Origin of the sequence: Blautia sp. NSJ-175 (assembly GCF_022867815.1) — a bacterium.
Taxonomy (GTDB): Bacteria; Bacillota; Clostridia; order Lachnospirales; family Lachnospiraceae; genus Blautia; species Blautia celeris.
On record NZ_JALIFQ010000018.1, the window covers coordinates 96,732 to 116,734 of the forward strand.

The 20,003-nt window shown below is 46.0% G+C and carries 15 protein-coding genes; 14 read left to right on the top strand and 1 reads right to left on the bottom strand.

Annotated elements, in window-relative coordinates; all coding sequences use genetic code 11:
• Positions 1-5: 5 nt before the first annotated feature.
• The 5 genes from MUB35_RS22810 (at position 6) to MUB35_RS22830 (ending at position 5,230) form a co-directional block, all read left to right on the top strand.
• Positions 6-848, top strand: a complete 843-nt coding sequence (locus MUB35_RS22810) for a carbohydrate ABC transporter permease (protein ID WP_033139300.1) — start codon at positions 6-8, stop codon at positions 846-848.
• 74 nt (positions 849-922) lie between these two features.
• Entirely contained in the window at positions 923-1,537 is a 615-nt protein-coding gene (locus tag MUB35_RS22815) for a helix-turn-helix domain-containing protein (RefSeq protein ID WP_033139329.1), read from the top strand.
• Positions 1,538-1,688: 151 nt separating this feature from the next.
• On the top strand, positions 1,689-2,372 hold the full coding sequence (locus tag MUB35_RS22820) for a phosphatase PAP2 family protein (protein ID WP_244806902.1): 684 nt from the start codon (positions 1,689-1,691) through the stop codon (positions 2,370-2,372).
• Positions 2,373-2,559: 187 nt separating this feature from the next.
• The gene (locus MUB35_RS22825; protein WP_244806903.1) at positions 2,560-3,843 is read left to right on the top strand and encodes a CapA family protein; all 1,284 of its coding nucleotides are present in this window, start codon (positions 2,560-2,562) and stop codon (positions 3,841-3,843) included.
• Positions 3,844-3,982: 139 nt separating this feature from the next.
• Positions 3,983-5,230, top strand: coding sequence for a 6-phosphofructokinase (locus MUB35_RS22830; RefSeq protein WP_054353447.1), 1,248 nt, complete (start codon positions 3,983-3,985; stop codon positions 5,228-5,230).
• 91 nt (positions 5,231-5,321) lie between these two features.
• Here the strand turns inward: MUB35_RS22830 and MUB35_RS22835 are convergent, their stop codons facing one another.
• Positions 5,322-7,157, bottom strand: coding sequence for a sensor histidine kinase (locus MUB35_RS22835; protein ID WP_033139304.1), 1,836 nt, complete (start codon positions 7,155-7,157; stop codon positions 5,322-5,324).
• Positions 7,158-7,351: 194 nt separating this feature from the next.
• On the opposite strand from MUB35_RS22835, the gene MUB35_RS22840 reads away from it, so the two are divergent.
• From MUB35_RS22840 to ppdK, 9 genes are all read left to right on the top strand, one after another.
• A complete protein-coding gene (locus tag MUB35_RS22840; protein ID WP_054353449.1) occupies positions 7,352-8,308 on the top strand; it encodes a uroporphyrinogen decarboxylase family protein in 957 nt (318 codons plus the stop codon).
• 2 nt (positions 8,309-8,310) lie between these two features.
• A complete protein-coding gene (locus MUB35_RS22845) occupies positions 8,311-9,627 on the top strand; it encodes an ABC transporter substrate-binding protein (RefSeq protein ID WP_244806904.1) in 1,317 nt (438 codons plus the stop codon).
• Between the two features lie 91 nt (positions 9,628-9,718).
• Entirely contained in the window at positions 9,719-10,606 is an 888-nt protein-coding gene (locus tag MUB35_RS22850) for a carbohydrate ABC transporter permease (protein ID WP_033139307.1), read from the top strand.
• The gene (locus MUB35_RS22855; RefSeq protein WP_033139308.1) at positions 10,603-11,442 is read left to right on the top strand and encodes a carbohydrate ABC transporter permease; all 840 of its coding nucleotides are present in this window, start codon (positions 10,603-10,605) and stop codon (positions 11,440-11,442) included. Before MUB35_RS22850 ends, MUB35_RS22855 begins: the two co-directional genes overlap by 4 nt.
• A gap of 62 nt (positions 11,443-11,504) precedes the next feature.
• Positions 11,505-13,004: a response regulator transcription factor gene (locus MUB35_RS22860; protein WP_103732110.1), complete on the top strand. Its 1,500-nt coding sequence runs from the start codon at positions 11,505-11,507 to the stop codon at positions 13,002-13,004.
• A gap of 13 nt (positions 13,005-13,017) precedes the next feature.
• Entirely contained in the window at positions 13,018-14,313 is a 1,296-nt protein-coding gene (locus MUB35_RS22865) for an L-cysteine desulfidase family protein (protein ID WP_244806905.1), read from the top strand.
• A gap of 19 nt (positions 14,314-14,332) precedes the next feature.
• The gene (locus MUB35_RS22870; RefSeq protein ID WP_244806908.1) at positions 14,333-15,685 is read left to right on the top strand and encodes a Sapep family Mn(2+)-dependent dipeptidase; all 1,353 of its coding nucleotides are present in this window, start codon (positions 14,333-14,335) and stop codon (positions 15,683-15,685) included.
• A gap of 80 nt (positions 15,686-15,765) precedes the next feature.
• On the top strand, positions 15,766-16,683 hold the full coding sequence (locus tag MUB35_RS22875) for an aldo/keto reductase (protein WP_244806906.1): 918 nt from the start codon (positions 15,766-15,768) through the stop codon (positions 16,681-16,683).
• 216 nt (positions 16,684-16,899) lie between these two features.
• Positions 16,900-19,524, top strand: a complete 2,625-nt coding sequence (gene ppdK / locus MUB35_RS22880; protein WP_033139312.1) for a pyruvate, phosphate dikinase — start codon at positions 16,900-16,902, stop codon at positions 19,522-19,524.
• The last annotated feature ends 479 nt before the right edge of the window (positions 19,525-20,003 follow it).

Sequence of the window (20,003 nt, forward strand, 5' to 3'; positions counted from 1 at the left end):
AAACTATGACACAGAAACAGAGAACCCGTCTGGGAAACGCAGTATTTTACATAGGGAATACGCTGGTTGCGCTGATCTTCGTATCCCCTCTCATCTGGATGATATCCTCATCCCTGAAGCCGGAAGCAGGTATTTTTAAGGGACTGAATTCTCTGCGTACGTTTATACCCACGGGAGCGTCCCTGAGCAATTATCTGGAGGTGTTCCAGAGGATTGACATGTGGAAATTTATTTGCAACAGTTTGTTTTATGTCTTTGTCATTGTGGTGCTGGATCTGTTTATCAACTCCATCTGCGGTTACGCGCTGGCAAAGTTTGAGTTTAAAGGGAAAAATCTTCTTCTGACGCTGGTGATCAGCCTTATGGTATTCCCTCCGGAGGCCATTATGCTTCCTATGTACAGGGAGATGGCTGACTTGGGATGGATCAACCAGTGGGCAGCGCTTGTGGTTCCCTTTGTGGCAAAATGTTTCAGCATCTATATGTTCCGCCAGTTTTTCCTGGATGTGCCGAATGACCTTTTAGAGGCAGCAGCCATTGACGGATGCGGCCCGGTGAAAACCTTTTTCCGGATCGTCATGCCTATTTCCGGAACCGTGTATGCCACTGTGCTGATCCTTGATTTTGTAGCGCACTGGAACGACTTTATGTGGCCTCTGCTCGTGGTGACAGGTGAGGAAAAGAGAACTATCCAATTGGCGATTCAGACATTCTTTGGCTCCAAACCGATCAACTACGGACCGATCATGGCTTCGCTGACGATCTCGGCGATCCCCATGCTGATCATGTTCATTGTACTGCAGAAATACTATGTGGAGGGAATCGCTTCCACGGGTATTAAAGGATAAGAAAATATTTGCTGTTTCTCCGCCTGTCGTATATAATATGGGAAGAAATATATCAGGCATGGGAGGAGGCAGATATGGAATTTAACGAAAAGCTGCAGCAGCTCAGGAAACAGAATAATATGACACAGGAACAGCTTGCGGAGAAACTTTATGTGTCCAGAGCGGCTGTTTCCAAGTGGGAGAGCGGAAAGGGGTACCCGAATATTGAATCCCTGAAAGCCATATCAAAATTATTTTCTGTATCCATAGATGACTTGCTGTCCGGCAATGAGTTATTGACCCTGGCGGAAACGGAAAACAGGACAAATATCAACACCATATACGGTTTGATGTTTGGAATATTGGATCTTGCTGTATTGATTTTTTTCATTCTTCCGCTTTTCGGTGAGCGTGAAGCGGATTATATCCATATGGTGACACTGCTTTCCAATACGACGATTCCCAGCGTTATCAAAACAGTTTATTATATTGTGCTCATATCTATGGCGGCCTTTGGTGCTTTTGAGATATGGATACAGCGTTTTAAGGATGAGAGGAAAATGCATATCTGCAGTACCTGTTCTATCTGGCTGCACGCGCTGACCATTTTGGTTTTTGCCGTGTCCCAGGAGCCTTATGTGACTGTACTCTTATTTATGCTGTTCATGGTTAAAGTGGTTTTGCTGATAAAGAAAAGCAGTATGAAATAGCCTGTAATACAGGGAAAAAGCCCGTGATACGAAAAGTATCATGGGCTTTTTTGCGTTGTGACGACAGGTTTCTTGCTCTTTTGGGCATGAGAGGACAATAATACAGGTGCAGTCTGCAGAAAACTAGATTATAGAGAAAAGAGGAAAAACGATGAGTACAAAAAATAAGAAGAAATTTATTTTAACAGTAGTTTTATTTATGCTGTTCGCAGCCTTCACTGTTCTTACTGCAAAAGTAGATGTAAAACCCATTGGGCCGAAAGAATCGGAAGTGGGCCTGGCATCGCTCAATCAGTTCGTATTTCAATTGTCCGGAGTAAATCTTTTTTGGTATCATTTGACGGACTGGCTGGGTGTCATTGCCGTACTGACTGCTGTCGGATTTGCTGTTTTGGGAATGTATCAGCTTGTCAAAAGAAGGAGTTTATTTCAAGTTGACTATCGCATTTTGCTGCTTGGTGTTTATTATATTCTGGTTTCGGCGGTCTATATTTTATTTGAAAATTTTGTGATCAATTGGAGACCGGTTATTCTTCATAAAAGTCTGGAGGCATCCTATCCCTCATCCCATACAATGATCGTAATCTGCATTATGGGTACAGCCATGATGCTGTTTCACCATCTGCTTGCAGGAAAAAAGATATGGTTACAGATCGCGGACGGCATTTCCCTCCTTTTAATGGGGGTGACTGTGGCCGGAAGGCTGATATCCGGGGTTCACTGGTTTACAGACATTCTGGGCGGTTTGATACTTTCAGGTGCAATGCTTATGCTGTACAGTTCCATGGCGTCCTTTGCAGATGAGAAAAGAAAACGGCGCACACAAAAGGGGTAAACTTAAAAATAATGGAATAATTTGGTGTAGTATGTTGTAAAATATAGACAATTCCTGTCAAACACAGTATAATAAGATTATATTTTATTCCATGCAAAGAAATAACCTGCCGGATACGGCACGGCATTTACATAAAAGCGCCGCACCGGTTCCGACAGAGAATAAGGGGAATCGAGGGGAGATACACATGGATGAACTGGAAGAGGCACGCAGAAAAGAGAGAGAAAAAGACAGGAAACGGGAAGCACTCAGGCTGAAACGTGAAGAGGAACTGAAGAAAAAGTTTATACGCACAGGGATAATCGCCGCGGCTGTGCTCCTGTGTGTGATCTTGGGAGTGGTATCTGCAGTCCGGTATTCAAAGGCAAAAGCCGCCGCAGCCGCTGCGGAGAAAAAGAAGCAGCAGGAAGCAGCACTTGAAAAAGAACAGCAAGAAAATATCATAGATTTTCTTGCTGTGGGAGACAATATCGCCCATCTGGGCATGAGGGAATCCGGCATGAGAGAGTCAGGAGACTGGAACTATGATGCCATTTACCAGCCTGTGAAGGAAGAGGTGGAGGCGGCAGATCTGGCGCTGGTCACACAGGAGACGGTATTTGTGGAAAACCGTGAGGATATATCCGGCTATCCGGCTTTCGGAACACCGCCGGAATTCGGTGACGCACTGGTGAATACAGGATTTGACGTGGTGGCCCATGCCACCAATCACATTCTGGACAAGGGGACGGATTCCGTTGCCTATACGATGAGATGGTGGAAGGAAAAGCATCCGGACACCAAAATACTGGGCATCCATGAGAGTCAGGAGGACGCGGATACCGTCACGGTGGTGCAGTGTAAAGCCTTAAAACTGGCTATGCTTGACTACACCTACGGGCTGAACGATATCCCTCTTGCTGAGGATAAATCCTATATGATTGATGTCTTTGATGAAGGACAGGCCAGAGCGGATATCAAAAAGGCAAAGGAATTGGCAGATGTGGTCATTGTGGTCATGCATGTGGGGGAGGAATATGTGCAGGACGTTGATGAGCAGACAAGGCAGTGGGTGAATTTGTTTCTGGAGGAGGGAGTGGACATTGTCATCGGTTCCCATCCCCATGTGATCCGTACCATGGAGACATTGACCGGTGAGGATGGACATAAAATGCTCGTCTATTATTCCCTGGGGAATTTTACCTCCACACAGAACGACCTGCCAAGCCTTCTGGGAGCCATGGCAAAGATCAGGATCAAAAAGGATGTAAAAACAGGAGCCATACAGATTCCGGAACATGAATTTATTCCGCTGCTCATGCACTATAATCATGACAGCCGTACCTATGGTATTTACAAGCTGGATGACTATACACAGGAGCTGGCCGACCAGCATACAGCCAATGAGAGAAATCCGGGTGAGTTTTCCATTTCGTATTATAAGGACCTCTTTGCGCAGATCAAGGCAAAGGGGAATGATGACGGAATTTGATGTATTGTGCAAAAAGTACAAAAAAACAAGAACATAATGTAAATTAATATGCAAAAAATCCAGAAGGGCCTTGCTACTTCCGGATTTTTTTGCTATAATAGTCGTCAGTGGTAATGAAATACAAGGAGGACGAGGCAAAATGGCAAAAAAAAGAAATATCATTGTAGGACAGTCAGGTGGACCCACATCCGTTATCAACTCCAGTCTTGCAGGCGTATATAAAAACGCGATCGAGAGAGGCTTCGACAAGGTATACGGCATGCTTCACGGAATTCAGGGACTTTTGGACGAACAGTACGTAGACCTTTCCACACAGATTCATTCCGAGCTGGATATCGAGCTGCTGAAGAGAACACCGTCCGCATTCTTAGGTTCCTGTCGGTTTAAAATGCCGGAGATTCACGAAGATAAGACAATCTATGAAAAAATATTTGGGATTCTGAATAAGCTGGATATTTATGCGTTTATTTATATCGGCGGAAATGATTCCATGGATACGATCAAGAAATTATCCGATTACGCAATTTTGACAGGACAGACCCAGAAGTTTCTGGGAGTGCCCAAGACTATTGACAATGATTTGGCTCTGACGGACCATACACCCGGTTTCGGAAGTGCTGCCAAATATATCGGAGCATCCACAAAAGAGGTGATCCGCGATGCACAAGGTCTGACATATAAGAAAAACATGATTACCATTATGGAGATCATGGGACGTAATGCCGGATGGCTGACCGGTGCCACAGCTCTTGCAAAGACAGAGGATTGTGACGGTCCGGATCTGATCTATCTTCCGGAGGTTGCCTTTGATATTGAGCGGTTCTTACATAAAGTCAAGGAATTACTGAAGAAGAAATCTTCTATCGTCATCGCAGTTTCAGAGGGTATCAAACTGGCTGACGGCCGTTATGTATGTGAGCTTGGCAGCGTGGGAGATTATGTGGATGCATTCGGCCACAAGCAGCTTCAGGGAACCGCTACCTACCTGGCTAATTTCCTGGCAGCGGAGTGCGGCTGTAAGACAAGGGCCGTTGAACTCTCCACACTCCAGAGAAGTGCTTCCCATATGGCATCCCGTGTGGATATTGACGAGGCATTTATGGTAGGCGGTGCTGCCGTGAAAGCCGCAGATGAAGGTGACACAGGCAAGATGGTAGTGATCGACCGTGTGTCCGACGACCCGTACATGAGCGCCACTGGTATCTACGATGTACACAGGATCGCCAACGAAGAGAAACTGGTTCCGAGGGCATGGATGAACAAGGACGCCACTTATGTGACAAAAGATTTTGTGGACTATGTAAAACCGTTGATCCAGGGAGATTACCAGCCGATCATGGTAAACGGTCTGCCAAGACATCTTGTGCTGAAAATGAAACGGAAATAGAACGGTTATTGATTTTGGGGAAAAGAGAAGGTATATGCATATAGAAACCGGATGCGCCGGTGCTTGGGGAAGCATTGGCGCATCCGGTGTTTTATTCTGTTTTATTCTGTTCTGTACAGGGAAGAGCAGGCTTCTTTCCATAAGGAAGGGCAATATCGATCAGTGTTCCCTGTCCGGGAAAGCTGTCAATAGTAAGTCCGTATTCCTTTCCGTAATAGCTCTGAATCCGCTGCTGTACATTTCTGATGCCTATGGAGTGATTGGAGGAAGTGTCAGCAGGAAAGTCTATCTCTTTGTCAAGAGAATCCACTAACTCTTCCAATTCATTTTTTTCCATTCCCTGTCCATTGTCGGCGATGAGAAAGTGCAGGGTATTTCCTTCCAGGTTAGCGCTTATGCTGATGTAACAGTTTTCTTCCTTTTCGGAAAAACCGTGTCCAATGGCATTTTCCACAAAGGGCTGCAGAATAAACGCGGGAATTTCCAGTCCCAGAAATTCGTCGGGAATATCATAATCAAATGAAAATTTTCCGGGAAAACGTATATTTTGTATGGTCATATAGCGCCGGATCTGTAAGAGTTCCTCTTTTAAAAGAACGATGGGAACCTTTTTCAGATTGTAGCGCAGCAGTTCGGACATACACATGGCAATGGTTTTGATCTCCGGGACATTGTGAATATCAGCCAGGGATTTGATCACATTCAGGGTATTGTACAGAAAATGATGATTGATCTGTGCCTGCAGAACTTGGATGTGCATCTGCTGTTCATTCAGACGGCTTTGGTAGTTCTGCTGCAGACTCTGGGTCAGGCGGCTGTTCAGGCGGTTAAAGCTATGTACTACCTTCTGCAGTTCCTGGTTGGATATTCGACCCTCCACGGTTATGTCGCTGTAATTGGAGGTATCCCTGGAATCGATTTTTTCGCAGAGCTGCCGGATGGAGCGGGTCAGACCTCTGGACAGTAGCGCGGCAAGTATCAGTCCCAGGAAGATTGCCAGGAGAAAAATACCGGCATAGTGGTACAGGTTGTTTCTGTATGCCTGGGTAATCAGGGAATTGTTCATAAAATGCACAATATGCCATCCGGTGGTTTTGTTATAACATCCGTTTATCATGTAGGAATCAGACCCTACATTTAATTTTTCAGTCCGTACAGAGCTCTCTTTTGTTATTTTCTGGTTGAAGTTCTGTATGGCCTTTTTCAGTTCAGGGGAAGCATCCTTTTCTACAAAATCCTTATCAGAGGAGTAGGCAAGGCCGCCGTCCGCATTGTAAATAAGCATAACATTATTCTGGGTCTGAGCAGAGTTTGCAATGTTTTCAACTGCGGAAAAATTGATACCCACATAGCAGGTCCCGATTTCCTTGAAAGTATAGCTGTCGTACAGGACTTTTACCATGGGAAGGATACTTTTTTTTACGGTAGAGGACTGCTGGACAGGGGCAAAATACGTGTAGTAATCAGAATTCCGCGCAGTCCCTGCCCATTCGTCCATGTGGTCCAGAATGGCGTACTGATCCTTCACATTTGGAATATTGTAATCAAAGGTATAGCCGTAACGGTTTTTGAACATACAGGTAGTGACATTGGAATTCAGCCGGTTGGCCTGTATGAGCTGGGAGGAGAACAGATAGCTGTCCTGGGAATAGCTGAGCAGATCATCCTCGTAATTGGTGATCATAGCTTTCCGGATATCTTTATTCAATATATGCAGATCAGCAACCTTAGTGGCATCCTGAAGGAGGGTATCCAGGGTCAGGTCAGCCTGGGTGGTGATGGTGTCCATGGAGCGGCTGAAATCCTCCTGTACCTCATTGGAGGTTCTGTTCGCTGTGGCAATGCCCAGAATAATGGTAGGCAGAATAACGAGCAGAAGCGAAGAAAAGAATATCTGGGTTCTGTAAGAAAAATTTTGTAGTTTCATAAGGTCTCTCCTGTGATTGAATCTGTTGAAATTATAGAATGAAAAGCGGATAAATACAAGAAGATAAGAAGAAATAGATAAAAAAATGGAGGGAAACTAAAAATAATTATATATTTTATCTAAGAATACTCCTATTTTACGGACATCCACTTGAGTATAATAAGTTCATATAATACAAAAGGGGGAAATGAAAAATGAACAAGGCACAGCGTGTAAAAGCAGTTATGAACCGGGAAGAGACAGATTATATACCGGCTGGTTTCTGGTTCCATTACAAACCGGATTTTACCGTGGAGGAAATGATCGGGGAACACTTAAAACTCTATCGGGAAACGGATATGGATGTGATAAAGATCATGCAGGATTATGCTTACCCGGTAACCGGTGAGATACACTGCGCCGATGACTGGTTTCACATCGGTATCAAGGGAACGGACAGTAAAGAACTGAAAAAAATGACAGAGGTTATCCGGGGCATCAGAGAGCAGGCAGGCGATGATGTGCTGCTTTTCCAGACAATGTTCGGGCCTTTCAAAGCGGCATCCATAGCCTTTGGGGATGATGTACTCATGAAGTACAGCAAGGAGGCACCGGAGGCAGTCAGAGCGGGCATTCAAAAACTGGCAGACGGGCTTGAAGCGTGGGCAGAAGCATATCTGGATGCGGGAGCTGACGGTATTTATTACTCCGCACAGTATGGTGAGGAAGGGAGATTTACGAAAGAAGAGTGGGAACAACTGGTACGGCCCTTTGATTTACAGATTTTACAAGCAGCGGATAGAAAAAAGGATAAGTATAATATTCTGCATATCTGCGGGGAGCCGGAATATGCGTTCAAAACACATGTGGACTGGTTTTATGACTATCCGGCAGACCTGGTAAACTGGTCCGTAAAAGACAATGGATACAGCCTTAAAAAGGGCAGGGAGAACTTCTCATGTGCTATTCTCGGCGGCCTGAACAACAAGGGAAATATTCTCAAAGGACCGAAAGAAGAGATACGAAAAGAAGTACAGGCAGTGCTTGAAGACTTCGGAACAAAGGGCATTATGATAGGTGCGGACTGTACCATACAGGGGGAAGGCATCCGTCTTGACTATATCAGGGAAGCCGTGGAAGCAGCACATACATACAGAAAAGGAGATGAGTGATTATGAGGAAGAAATTAGCGGTTTTATTGTGTACAGCAATGGCTGTTTCCAGCCTGGCAGGCTGCAGCAGCGGCGCGAAAGATCCAGGTAAGGACCAGGAGAAAACCAAAAAGGAAGACACTCAGGACAAGACAGAAGGAAAAGAGGATGGCAAAGATGTGCTGACACTTGAATTTTTCCAGCAGAAGTCAGAGGAAGCTGCCCAGGTAGGGTACCAGAATATCATAGACAAATTCAATGAACAGAACCCGGATATCAAGATTGAGATGAACACAGTACCCGATGCACCTACAGTATTAACCTCCCGTGTTGCATCCGGTGATATCCCTGTGATTTTCACAGACTTCCCTACACAGCTTCAGTTCCATCAGAAGGTGGCTAACGGATATGTACAGGATTTATCAGAACAGGAATTTTTGAAAAATGTGGAGCAGTCAGCCCTGGATATGACGAAGCAGGAGGATGGAAAATACTATGCGCTTCCCTTCAGCCGAAACTATATGGGGGTTTGGTACAATATGACGATCTTTAAGGAAAACAACCTGGAAATTCCGAAAACATGGGAAGAGTTCGTCAGTGTATGCAACACATTAAAGGAAAAGGGAGTAACACCACTGGGACTTCACGGAAAAGACCCGGGACGTGTAGGCCATACCTTCCAGTGCTGCACCGTTGCCTTTGATCCGGAGGGTGTGGAGACCATTGAGAAGACAGTTGCCGGGGATGGTAAGATTGAAGGTGACGAGGGCTTTCAGAAGGTTGCGGAAAAGATGCTTACCCTGCTGGATTACAGCAATGAGGATGCCCTTGCCCTTTCGGATATGCAGTGCTATGAGAACTTTGCCAATGGACAGTATGCTATGTGCATCACAGGCTCTTATGCCCGCGGTACCATTATGATCGCCAATCCTGATTTGAAGCTGGGCGTCTTCCCTCTTCCAAATGACACGAGAGAGACTACAAATACTTTATCCGGTATTGACGCAGCAGTCTGTATTTCAGCCAAGGCATCCGAGGAGGAAAAGGCAGGTGCCTACAGATTTCTGGAGTTTTTGGCACAGCCGGAAAATGCACAGCTTTTCTGCGACGCTGAGGGTGCGCCTTCCTGTATCACAGGTGTGGTCCATAAGGATGAGGGAGTACAGCCAATGCTGGAACTGATTTCCGACGGACAGGTACATGACTGGATGGCATCCACCATTGACAATAATGTGGTGACAGACCTTTACAATGTGACCCAGGGCTTCTGGAGTGAGAAAAATGTGGACAATTATCTGAAGCAAATGGATGAATCCATTGCGATCACATCTGCGGAATAAGTAAGGCGGAATATGCAGAGGAAACGGCAGTGCCGGCATCGGCCTGCCGTTTTATTACTAAAATCATGAAAAACAGAAGGGGGTTGACAAAATGGATACAAAATGGAAGAAAAAGGGCTCCGGAAAATGGATATATTTTGGGTTTACACTGATTCCGGTGGCTCTTTACAGTTTCTTCTATGTATACTCCGTGATAAATGGCGTCCGCTACAGTTTTACAGACTGGGATGGGATGTCCACTACGTTTCATATTGTAGGGTTTAAGAATTATATATCCCTGTTTAAAAATCCAAATTTCTGGGGTTCCTTAAAAACTACGGTCTGCTACAGTATTCTTTTGGTGGCGGGAGTGGTAACGCTTTCTCTGGCGCTTTCTTTATCACTTAATTCACTGAAAAAATTTAGAACATTTACAAAATCTGTATTTTTTGTCCCTGCCATGATCGGGGGAATCACGATCGCCCTTATCTGGGACCAGCTTTTTTACAGAGTGGTTCCGCTGGTAGGGCAGGCACTTGGAATCGGATGGCTTTCACAGAGCCTTCTCATGACGGGAAAAACAGCTCTCCCCGCAGTGGTTTTTGTACATATCTGGCAGGCTGTGGCACTTCCGACGGTGATCTTTGTGGCGGGTCTGCAGCAGATTCCTGACGAGCAGTATGAGTCTGCAAAAATGGATGGGGCCACACCCTTTCAGCGGTTCCGGTTCGTGACATTTCCGTATCTGGTGCCCACACTGACTGTCAATCTGGTTTTGATGATCAAACAGGGATTTACCTCCTTTGACTTTCCATTTGCGTTGACAGGAGGAGGTCCGGTGCGGTCTACAGAGGTAATTGGCATCCTTATTTACAATGATGCCTTTAAGAACATGCGGTTTTCCATGGCAAACGCAGAGGCCTGTGTGCTCTTTTTGGTTGTGGCTGTCTTTTCCCTGACACAGTTAAAGCTTACCAGTAAAGGAGGCGTCCACGAATGAAATTAGAAAAAGAAGGTATGGGATGGATTATCCTGCGAAATCTATTGATCCTTATGGGGCTGTTCCTCATTTTGTTTCCTCTGTATCTGGTTGTCATCAACTCTTTTAAGACACTGGAGGAGGCAGGAAAAGATTTCTTTGCCCTGCCGTCAGGACTGAATCTGCACAATTTTAAGGAGCTGTTCCAAAATAATAATTACTGGGTATTCGCGAAGAATTCGCTGATCATTTCTGCGGTATCCGTGGGGCTTATCCTGGTTTTGGTACCCTCTGTATCCTATGCTATTGCCAGGAATTTTAACGGGAAATACTACAAAGGCGTGTACTATTATCTGCTTATGGGACTCTTCATTCCTTCTCAGGTCATCATGCTTCCGGTCACAAAACTCATGACAAATCTGAACATGCTGAACCGTCAGGGGCTGATCTTACTCTACGCCGCCTACAGTCTGACACAGGGAGTATTCCTGTTTGTGAACTACATCAGAGGGCTGCCTTTTGAGATTGAGGAGTCTGCTTATATGGATGGATGTAACGTTTTCCAGACTTATATCAGGATTGTAATTCCCCTGGTGAAACCTATGCTTGCCACACTTTTGATTATGGATCTTCTGTGGATTTGGAATGACTTTATGCTTCCGCTGCTTATTTTAAACCGTTCCAAGGATATCTGGACTCTTCCCTTATTCCAGTATAATTTTAAGACGGAATATTCTTTTAATTATACCATGGCATTTACGGCATACCTTATGTCTATGCTCCCTATGCTGATCGTCTACTGTATGGGACAAAAACACATTATAAAAGGTTTGACAGCCGGTTCTGTAAAAGGGTAAACTTTTTTTAACGGCAGCAGCCGGAGGAATGTTTTTAGCCGCCGGAAAGAGGGGATACGCAGATGATGAAAATACTGATTGCAGAGGACGAGATTTATGCCAGAAAATCCATGAAAAAACAGATAATGGAGTTGGATTTCGGACGGGAATTTCAGATCCTGGAGGCTCAGAACGGGGAACAGGGGCTGGCGCTTTTCAGGCAGGAAGAGCCTGATCTGGTATTTACAGATATCCGTATGCCCAGGATGGACGGCCTGGAACTGCTCAGGGAGATAAAGAGAGAGGACCCGGAGGCGAAGGTGATCATGGTCAGCGCTTATGCTGATTTTGAGTACGCCAAATCAGCCATAAAGTTCGGAGCCGAGGGGTATCTTCTGAAGCCAATAGAGGATGCGGAGCTGGAAGAATTTCTGATGAAATTCAGACAGCAGAGCACAAGAAAAAAAGAACAGGCCATGTTCTTGGGAAAGGATATGGTGACCAGATTTATAGCCCAGAGTGTACAGGAAGAGGAGACCGGAAAAGATTTGCTGGCAGAGCGGATGTTCGGTAAAGTCTTCTGGAGATATCAGGTTCTGGTACTCTGGTTTTCAGGGAGAAGGTATCCTGAGCGGGAGGAATTTATGCTCTGGCTCCACAATATATACGGGCAGGAGGTCTGGACTGCCTTTCGTCTGATAGAGCTCGAGAAGGGCATATGGATGATCGTTATGGGGGCAGACGGACAGAGCCGCTTTAGGCAGAAGCGTATTATACAGAAACTTCTGGAAGAGAAGTATGACTGTTACCTGGGAATCAGCGCAGAAAATCAGGCGCCGGGGGAATTGAAAAATGCCCTTGCACAGGCGACTGCAGCGTTGGAAAACAGGATTTACAGTGATGAACATCTGTTGGAGTACAGTGTGATCACTGATATAAAGGCAGTAAAATATGAAATGACAGAGGAACAGAAGAATTTCCTGCAGATTTCTCTGGAGAGAAAGAGCAGGGACAGGATACAATCCGCGTTAGATGAGATTTTCCGTGATATGGAGGAAAGAGGGAGGATTCATGTGGACAGTCTGGAAATCTTCCTGGCTCAGGCTGCTGTGCTGATTCATCAGGCGGCAGGCAGACCCATACCAAGGCTGCGTCTCATGGATTTTTCCAGTATGGGAGATATGAAGCAGAGACTCCTGGAGACCGCGGAGGAATACTGTGCCTGTAATGGGGAGGGCCAGTCTTCCAAGGGGGAAGATATCATCCTTGGAATGAAAGCGTATGCGCAGAAGAATTATTATATGGATATCTCGGTCAAAATGCTGGCGGAAAAGGTGTTTTTTATGAATGCAGCTTATTTGAGCCATCTCTTCGCAGAGAAGACAGGCATCAGTTATTCTGCATATATCCGCCGGATTAGAGTGGAAAAAGCAAGAGAATTTCTAGAGAAGGATACTTACTCTATCACAGATATCGGATCTATGGTCGGGTATAATGATACTTCCCGGTTTATACAGATATTTAAGCAGGAGACAGGGATGACACCAAAGAAATACAGGGGTCAGAACCCGGACAGAAATTGATGGAGGACAGAAAATGGAGGAGAGCAGAAGGGTGTTTTACCAGAGTCTGCTGCACCGGGAGATAGCGCCGGCACTGGGATGTACCGAACCTGCAGCGGCTGCGTTGACTGCGGCCTGTGCCGCAGCATGCCTGGGAGAGACACCGGAGGAAATCTCGGTAAAGACAAGTCAGTATATACTCAAGAATGCCATGAATGTGGGAATTCCGGGTATAGGTATGACGGGACTTGATATTGCTGTGGCATTGGGGGCATTGTCGGCCTGCCCCGAAAAAGAACTTATGATCTTAAGCGGTATCGGCCCGGAGGAAAAAAGGCAGGCAAAAGCCTTGGCAGAACAGGGAAAAGTCAGGATAGAACTGGCTTCTACAGAGGAGAAAGTTTACATAGAAGTAACCGTTCGGGCGGGCAGCCATATGGCAAAGGCTATTACAGCAGAGACACATAAGAACATAGTTTATGTGGAAAAAGACGGCAGGGTCTGTTATCAGAAAGAGAGAAAATTAGGAAAGGCAGAAGAAACAGCAGAGGAGCCATATACGGTTACTCTGGAAGAAATTCTGGATTTTTCTGAACATGCAGTTTTTAAAAAGCTGGAATTTTTAAGAGAAGTCATGCAGATCAACCGGGAGATAGCCCTGGAAGGCATCAGCCATAAGTATGGACTTCAGGTGGGAAAAAATCTCATGGACGGCACAGAAAACGGACTTGTGGGACAGGACGCTGCCAATTATGCAGCAGCTATGACAGCGGCTGCCGCGGATGCCAGAATGGCCGGTTGTGAAAAACCTGTGATGAGCGCAGCCGGCAGCGGCAACCAGGGGCTTACGGCTACGATTCCAATTGCTGCGATTGGCGAGAAGCTGGGAATAGAGGAGGAGAAAATCCTGCGCGCGCTGGCCCTGAGTATCCTGCTCACAGTACATACCAAGCATTATCTGGGAAGGCTCTCCGTGCTGTGCGGATGTTCCATTTCCTCAGCCATGGGTGTGGCCTGCGGCATTGTCTTTATGCTGGGCGGGACTTATGCACAGATGACCTGGGCAATCAACAGTATGGTGGCAGATATTTCCGGTGTTGTCTGTGACGGGGCAAAGCCGGGCTGTGCACTTAAAATAGCTACGGCAGTCCAGTCCGCTGTGCGGGCAGCCAACATGGCACTGAATGGGAGCGGAGCGGACAGCCATGACGGAATCGTCCATGTCAATGCAGAAAAGACGTTGGAAAATCTGGGGATTCTGGGCAATTCAGGCATGAAGGATGCGAACCGGATCATACTTGATCTGATGCTGGAAAAGCAGAAGACATAAGGAGGATACTGTGAGAAATATGGCAACAGACAGGGAGCTGGAAGCGTGGCTTTCAGAAAAAGAAAATGCCATGGTGGAGGATATTGCCGCCCTGGTGGAAATACCCAGCATCTCCGGGGAGTCAGAGGGCAGCGCACCTTACGGAAGAGCCTGTCGGGAGGTACTTTTAAAGATATTGGAAATAGGAAGCAGATGGGGCTTTTCCTGCCGCTCTTTTGAAGATAAATGTGCGGTGATCCAATATGGAACAGGTACAAAAACGATCGGGATCTGGGGCCATCTGGACGTGGTCCCGGAGGGGACGGGATGGCTGTATCCGCCCTTTTCCTGCAGCAGGGAAGGGGATATTCTCATAGGCAGAGGTGTGCAGGATAATAAGGGACCGGTGGTGGCCTGTATGTACGCAATGGGGTATCTGAAGGAAAAGGGAATGGTTCCCAGAGTGACATTTCTGCAGATATTGGGATGCAGGGAGGAGGTAGATATGGAGGATGTTGTTTCATATTTAAATGAGAATCCAGCCCCGGACATGTCCTTTGTGACAGACTGTGCCTTTCCTGTGTGTTATGGGGAAAAGGGAATCTGCAGGGTGGAATTTGCCTCAGAAAAACTGGAAGGAAACATGATTCTCTCAGGCGGAAACGCCGTAAACAGCATCCCGGCATATGCAAAGGCTGAGCTTCGGCTTTTAGGAGGAAGAAAAAAAGAAATTTGGGCTGAGGGGATTTCCGGTCACGCAGCATTTCCTCAGGGGGCCCAAAATGCCCTGGGGATTCTGGCAGAGAAGATATACAGTGAGGATAAGAACTTATCTGTACTCTCAGAAAAGGAAAGAGCAGTTCTGGAATTTCTGGATAAAGCCTGTGCGAACGGTTTTGGAAGAGAACTTAACATAGACTGTGCAGATGAATTTTCCGGTGTGCTTACCGCATCCGGTACGGTTGTAAGAATGGAGGAAGAAAGGGCAGTCCTTGATATGGACATTCGCTATCCCATCACTGCAAAATCAGAGAAGATTCTTGAACAATTGGGAAGAACTGCAGGAGAATACGGGTTTTCCATCCGCAGTTTTAAGGATGATCCGCCTTCTTATGTGGACAAGAATACGCCGTTTGTCACCTGTCTGACCAATGCCTACGAGGAAATCGTAAAGGATGGAAAAAAGCCGTACGTCATGGGCGGGGGGACATATGCCAGAAAGATTCCGAATGCAGTGGGATTTGGCCCGGGGCTTCAGTCTGACTGGGAAAAAGCAGGACTGCCAAAAGGCCATGGAAGCTGTCACAGTGCGGATGAGGCCCAGTCACTCAGCAGTCTGAAAACGGCAGTGCGGATTTATGTGAAAGCTTTACAAAATTTAAATGAACTGTAAAGGAAAGAACACGCAGACAGAATAGTTACAAGAAAACAAAAATATCCGGTGAGGATAAAAGCAGAGAAAGGGGAAGAAAAATGAAAAAAATAGAGATTGGAAAAGGAAAAATAAGTGCGTCGGAAATAGGGCTGGGCTGTATGAGGATCACCGGCCTGCCTTCTGTAAAGGAAGTCAGAGGCCTTATTGATACCGCTGTGGACTGCGGAATCAATTTTTTTGATCATGCAGACATATATGCAGGGGGAGAGGCCGAACGAATTTTTGGTCAGGCTGTAGACGCGGGGCTGAGAGAGAAGATTTTCATTCAGACCAAATGTGCTATCCGCCCGGGTATCTGTTATGATTTTTCCAAAAAACATATTTTGAAATCCGTTGACAAAAGCCTTGCCCGCCTTAACACGGATTATATTGATATCCTGCTGCTGCACCGCCCCGATACGCTCATGGAGCCGGAAGAGGTGGCAGAGGCATTTGACATTTTGGAAAGAGCGGGAAAAGTGCGCTATTTTGGGGTCAGCAACCAGAATGCCATGCAGATTGAACTTCTGAATCATTACTGCGGCAAAAAGATTTTAATAGATCAGCTCCAGTTCAGCATTGCTCATTGTGACATTATTGATTCCGGGATCAATGTTAATGTGCACAATGATGCCGGTGCCAACAGGGACGGCAGTGTGCTGGAATACTGCCGTCTGAAGGATATCACCATTCAGGCGTGGTCACCCTTCCAGTACGGAATGTTTGAGGGTGTCTTTTTAAACAGTGATAAATATCCGGAACTGAACCGTCTGATCGGCGAACTTGCCGAGAAGTATCAGGTGACCGGCAATGCCATTGCAGTTGCCTGGATCCTTCGGCATCCCGCCGGGATACAGACCATTGTGGGCAGTACCAGCAGGGAGCGTATACAGGGAATCTGCCGGGCATCCGATGTGCGTCTCACCAGAGAAGAGTGGTATGCTTTGTATATGGCTGCCGGAAAACAGCTTCCGTAAGCACAGACAGTCCGAAATGACGAATTTCGGACCGCTTTTCCCATAAAAACATGGGAAACCCCCAATTTTCATGATTTTTACCATTCTTACTTGACTAATATTCCCAAAATGATTAAAATAGGTTGTGTGCGGGCTTTGCCCGCCGGCGTGATACGGCAGAGGGGGATACGCTTCTCTGTACAAGTCATACAACTACTTTTAGGAGGAATGTTCAAAATGGCAAAATGGGTTTACTTATTTAGTGAAGGAAACGCCAACATGAGAAACCTGCTCGGTGGTAAAGGTGCCAACCTGGCAGAAATGACCAACTTAGGTATGCCGATTCCGCAGGGCTTCACTGTAACAACTGAAGCTTGTACAAACTATTACGACAATGGCAAAAAAATCTCTGAAGAAATCCAGGGTCAGATTTTTGAGGCTCTGACAGAACTGGAAAAAATTCAGGGAAAGAAATTTGGAGATAATGAAGATCCGTTACTGGTATCTGTACGTTCTGGTGCGAGAGCATCTATGCCTGGTATGATGGATACCATCCTGAACCTGGGTCTGAACGACATCGCAGTGGAAGGTTTTGCTAAAAAAACCGGAAACCCGAGATTCGCATATGATTCCTACAGACGTTTTATCCAGATGTACTCTGACGTAGTTATGGAAGTGCCGAAATCTTTCTTTGAAAAAATCATTGATGAAGTAAAAGAAGCAAAAGGCGTTCAGTACGATACAGAGTTAACTGTAGATGATTTAAAAGAGCTGGTGCAGAGATTCAAAGCTATCTACTCTGAGGAGATGAATGGTGAAGAATTCCCGCAGGATCCGAAGGAGCAGTTACTGGGAGCAGTAAAAGCTGTATTCCGTTCCTGGGACAACCCGCGTGCTATTGTATACCGCCGTATGAACGACATCCCGGGAGACTGGGGAACAGCCGTTAACGTACAGGCAATGGTATTCGGTAACATGGGCGAGACATCCGGTACAGGTGTTGCGTTTACACGTAACCCATCCACAGGTGAAAAAGGTATCTATGGTGAATACCTGATCAACGCTCAGGGTGAAGACGTTGTTGCCGGTGTTCGTACACCGCAGCCAATCAGCAAACTGGCAGAAGACCTGCCGAAATGCTACAAACAGTTCATGGAACTGGCTATGAAACTGGAAAACCATTACCGCGATATGCAGGATATGGAATTCACAATTCAGGAAGGTAAACTGTACTTCCTGCAGACACGTAACGGTAAGAGAACTGCTCCGGCAGCTATCCAGATTGCCTGCGACCTGGTAGACGAAGGCATGATCACACCGGAAGAGGCAGTTTGCCGTATTGAAGCAAAATCCCTGGATCAGTTACTGCATCCTACCTTTAATGCAGATGCATTAAAAGCAGGCGAAGTGATCGGTTCCGCTCTGCCGGCATCTCCTGGTGCTGCAGCAGGTAAAGTTTACTTCACAGCTGACGAAGCAAAAGCTGCTCACGAAGCTGGCGAAAGAGTTATCCTGGTTCGTCTGGAGACATCTCCGGAAGATATCGAGGGTATGCACGCTGCTCAGGGTATCCTGACTGTACGTGGTGGTATGACTTCTCACGCAGCCGTAGTTGCACGTGGTATGGGAACATGCTGTGTATCCGGTTGTGGAGAGATCAAGATCAACGAAGAAGAGAAATGGTTTACATTAGGCGGATATACATTCAAAGAAGGAGATTACATCTCCCTGGATGGAACATCCGGTAAAATCTATAAAGGTGATATCCAGACAGAGGAAGCTTCTGTAGGCGGAAACTTCGGCCGCATCATGAGATGGGCTGACCAGTTCCGTAAACTGCAGGTTCGTACCAATGCAGATACACCGGTTGATACAGAAAATGCTGTAAAACTGGGTGCAGAAGGTATCGGACTTTGCCGTACAGAGCATATGTTCTTTGAGCCGGATCGTATTCCGAAGATTCGTAAGATGATCCTGTCTGACAATGTAGAAGCAAGAGAAGCAGCCCTGAATGAGCTGATTCCTTTCCAGAAAGCAGACTTCAAGGCTATGTACAAAGCTCTGAGAGGACGCCCGATGACTGTTCGTTACTTAGATCCGCCGCTTCATGAGTTCGTTCCGACAGATCCGGAAGACATTAAAGCACTGGCTGACGATATGGGTCTGACAGCAGAAGAAGTACAGGCTAAGTGTGATGAACTGCACGAGTTCAACCCAATGATGGGTCATCGTGGATGCCGTCTGGCTGTTACCTATCCGGAAATTGCCAAGATGCAGACAAGAGCCGTGATCGAAGCTGCTATCGAAGTAAAAGAAGAGATGGGATATGATATCGTTCCGGAGATCATGATTCCGTTAGTAGGCGAGAAGAAAGAGCTGAAATTCGTGAAAGATGTTGTTGTTGCAACAGCAGAGGAAGTTATGAAAGAGAAAGGCGAATACATCAACTACCATGTAGGAACCATGATCGAGATTCCTCGTGCAGCTCTGACAGCAGATGAGATCGCTGAGGAAGCAGAATTCTTCTCCTTCGGTACCAACGACTTAACTCAGATGACATTCGGTTTCTCCCGTGATGACGCTGGTAAGTTCTTAGGTTCCTACTACAGCAACAAGATTTACGAATCTGACCCATTTGCAAAACTGGATCAGACAGGTGTAGGCCAGTTAGTACAGATGGCTGCAGAAAAAGGACGTAAGACAAACCCGACTCTGAAAATGGGTATCTGCGGCGAGCACGGCGGAGATCCGTCTTCCGTAGAGTTCTGCCACAAAGTGGGTCTGAACTACGTTTCCTGCTCACCGTTCCGTGTGCCGATCGCAAGACTTGCAGCAGCACAGGCAGCGCTGAATAATAAATAATCTATTTTGCCAATAGTTATCACAGGGCAAAGGCTTCTATCCAGTTTTAGGGCAAAAAAACTATCCAGTTTGATTGTTTAACTAGCTTCGCTAGATGCTCGACTAGATAGAAAGTTTTAGCCAGTGAAAAATCTAAATTCACGTAAATAAGCGTGAAGGTGTCCAAGCATAAGAATAACCTTGGAGGACTGTAGAAATACGGTTCTTCAAGGTTTTTTTGTTTCTATGGCAGCAGTTTCACAGGATTTACTGGTATTTGGAAAGTAGAGAATTACCTTATTTTAAGGGCTTTCAAGGGTCTTGATTTACACATAAAATGTCAATTTTATGAGGAACAAAAACACTTATGACAACAGAACCTTGCTACGAAAATAAAACACGTAGCAAAAAACTGAACCTTGACAACAAATGTTTTCAACAATTATGAAAGCATCACTATAAAGCAGTCACAGTATTGGCTGCCTGTAGTGAGAGATTGA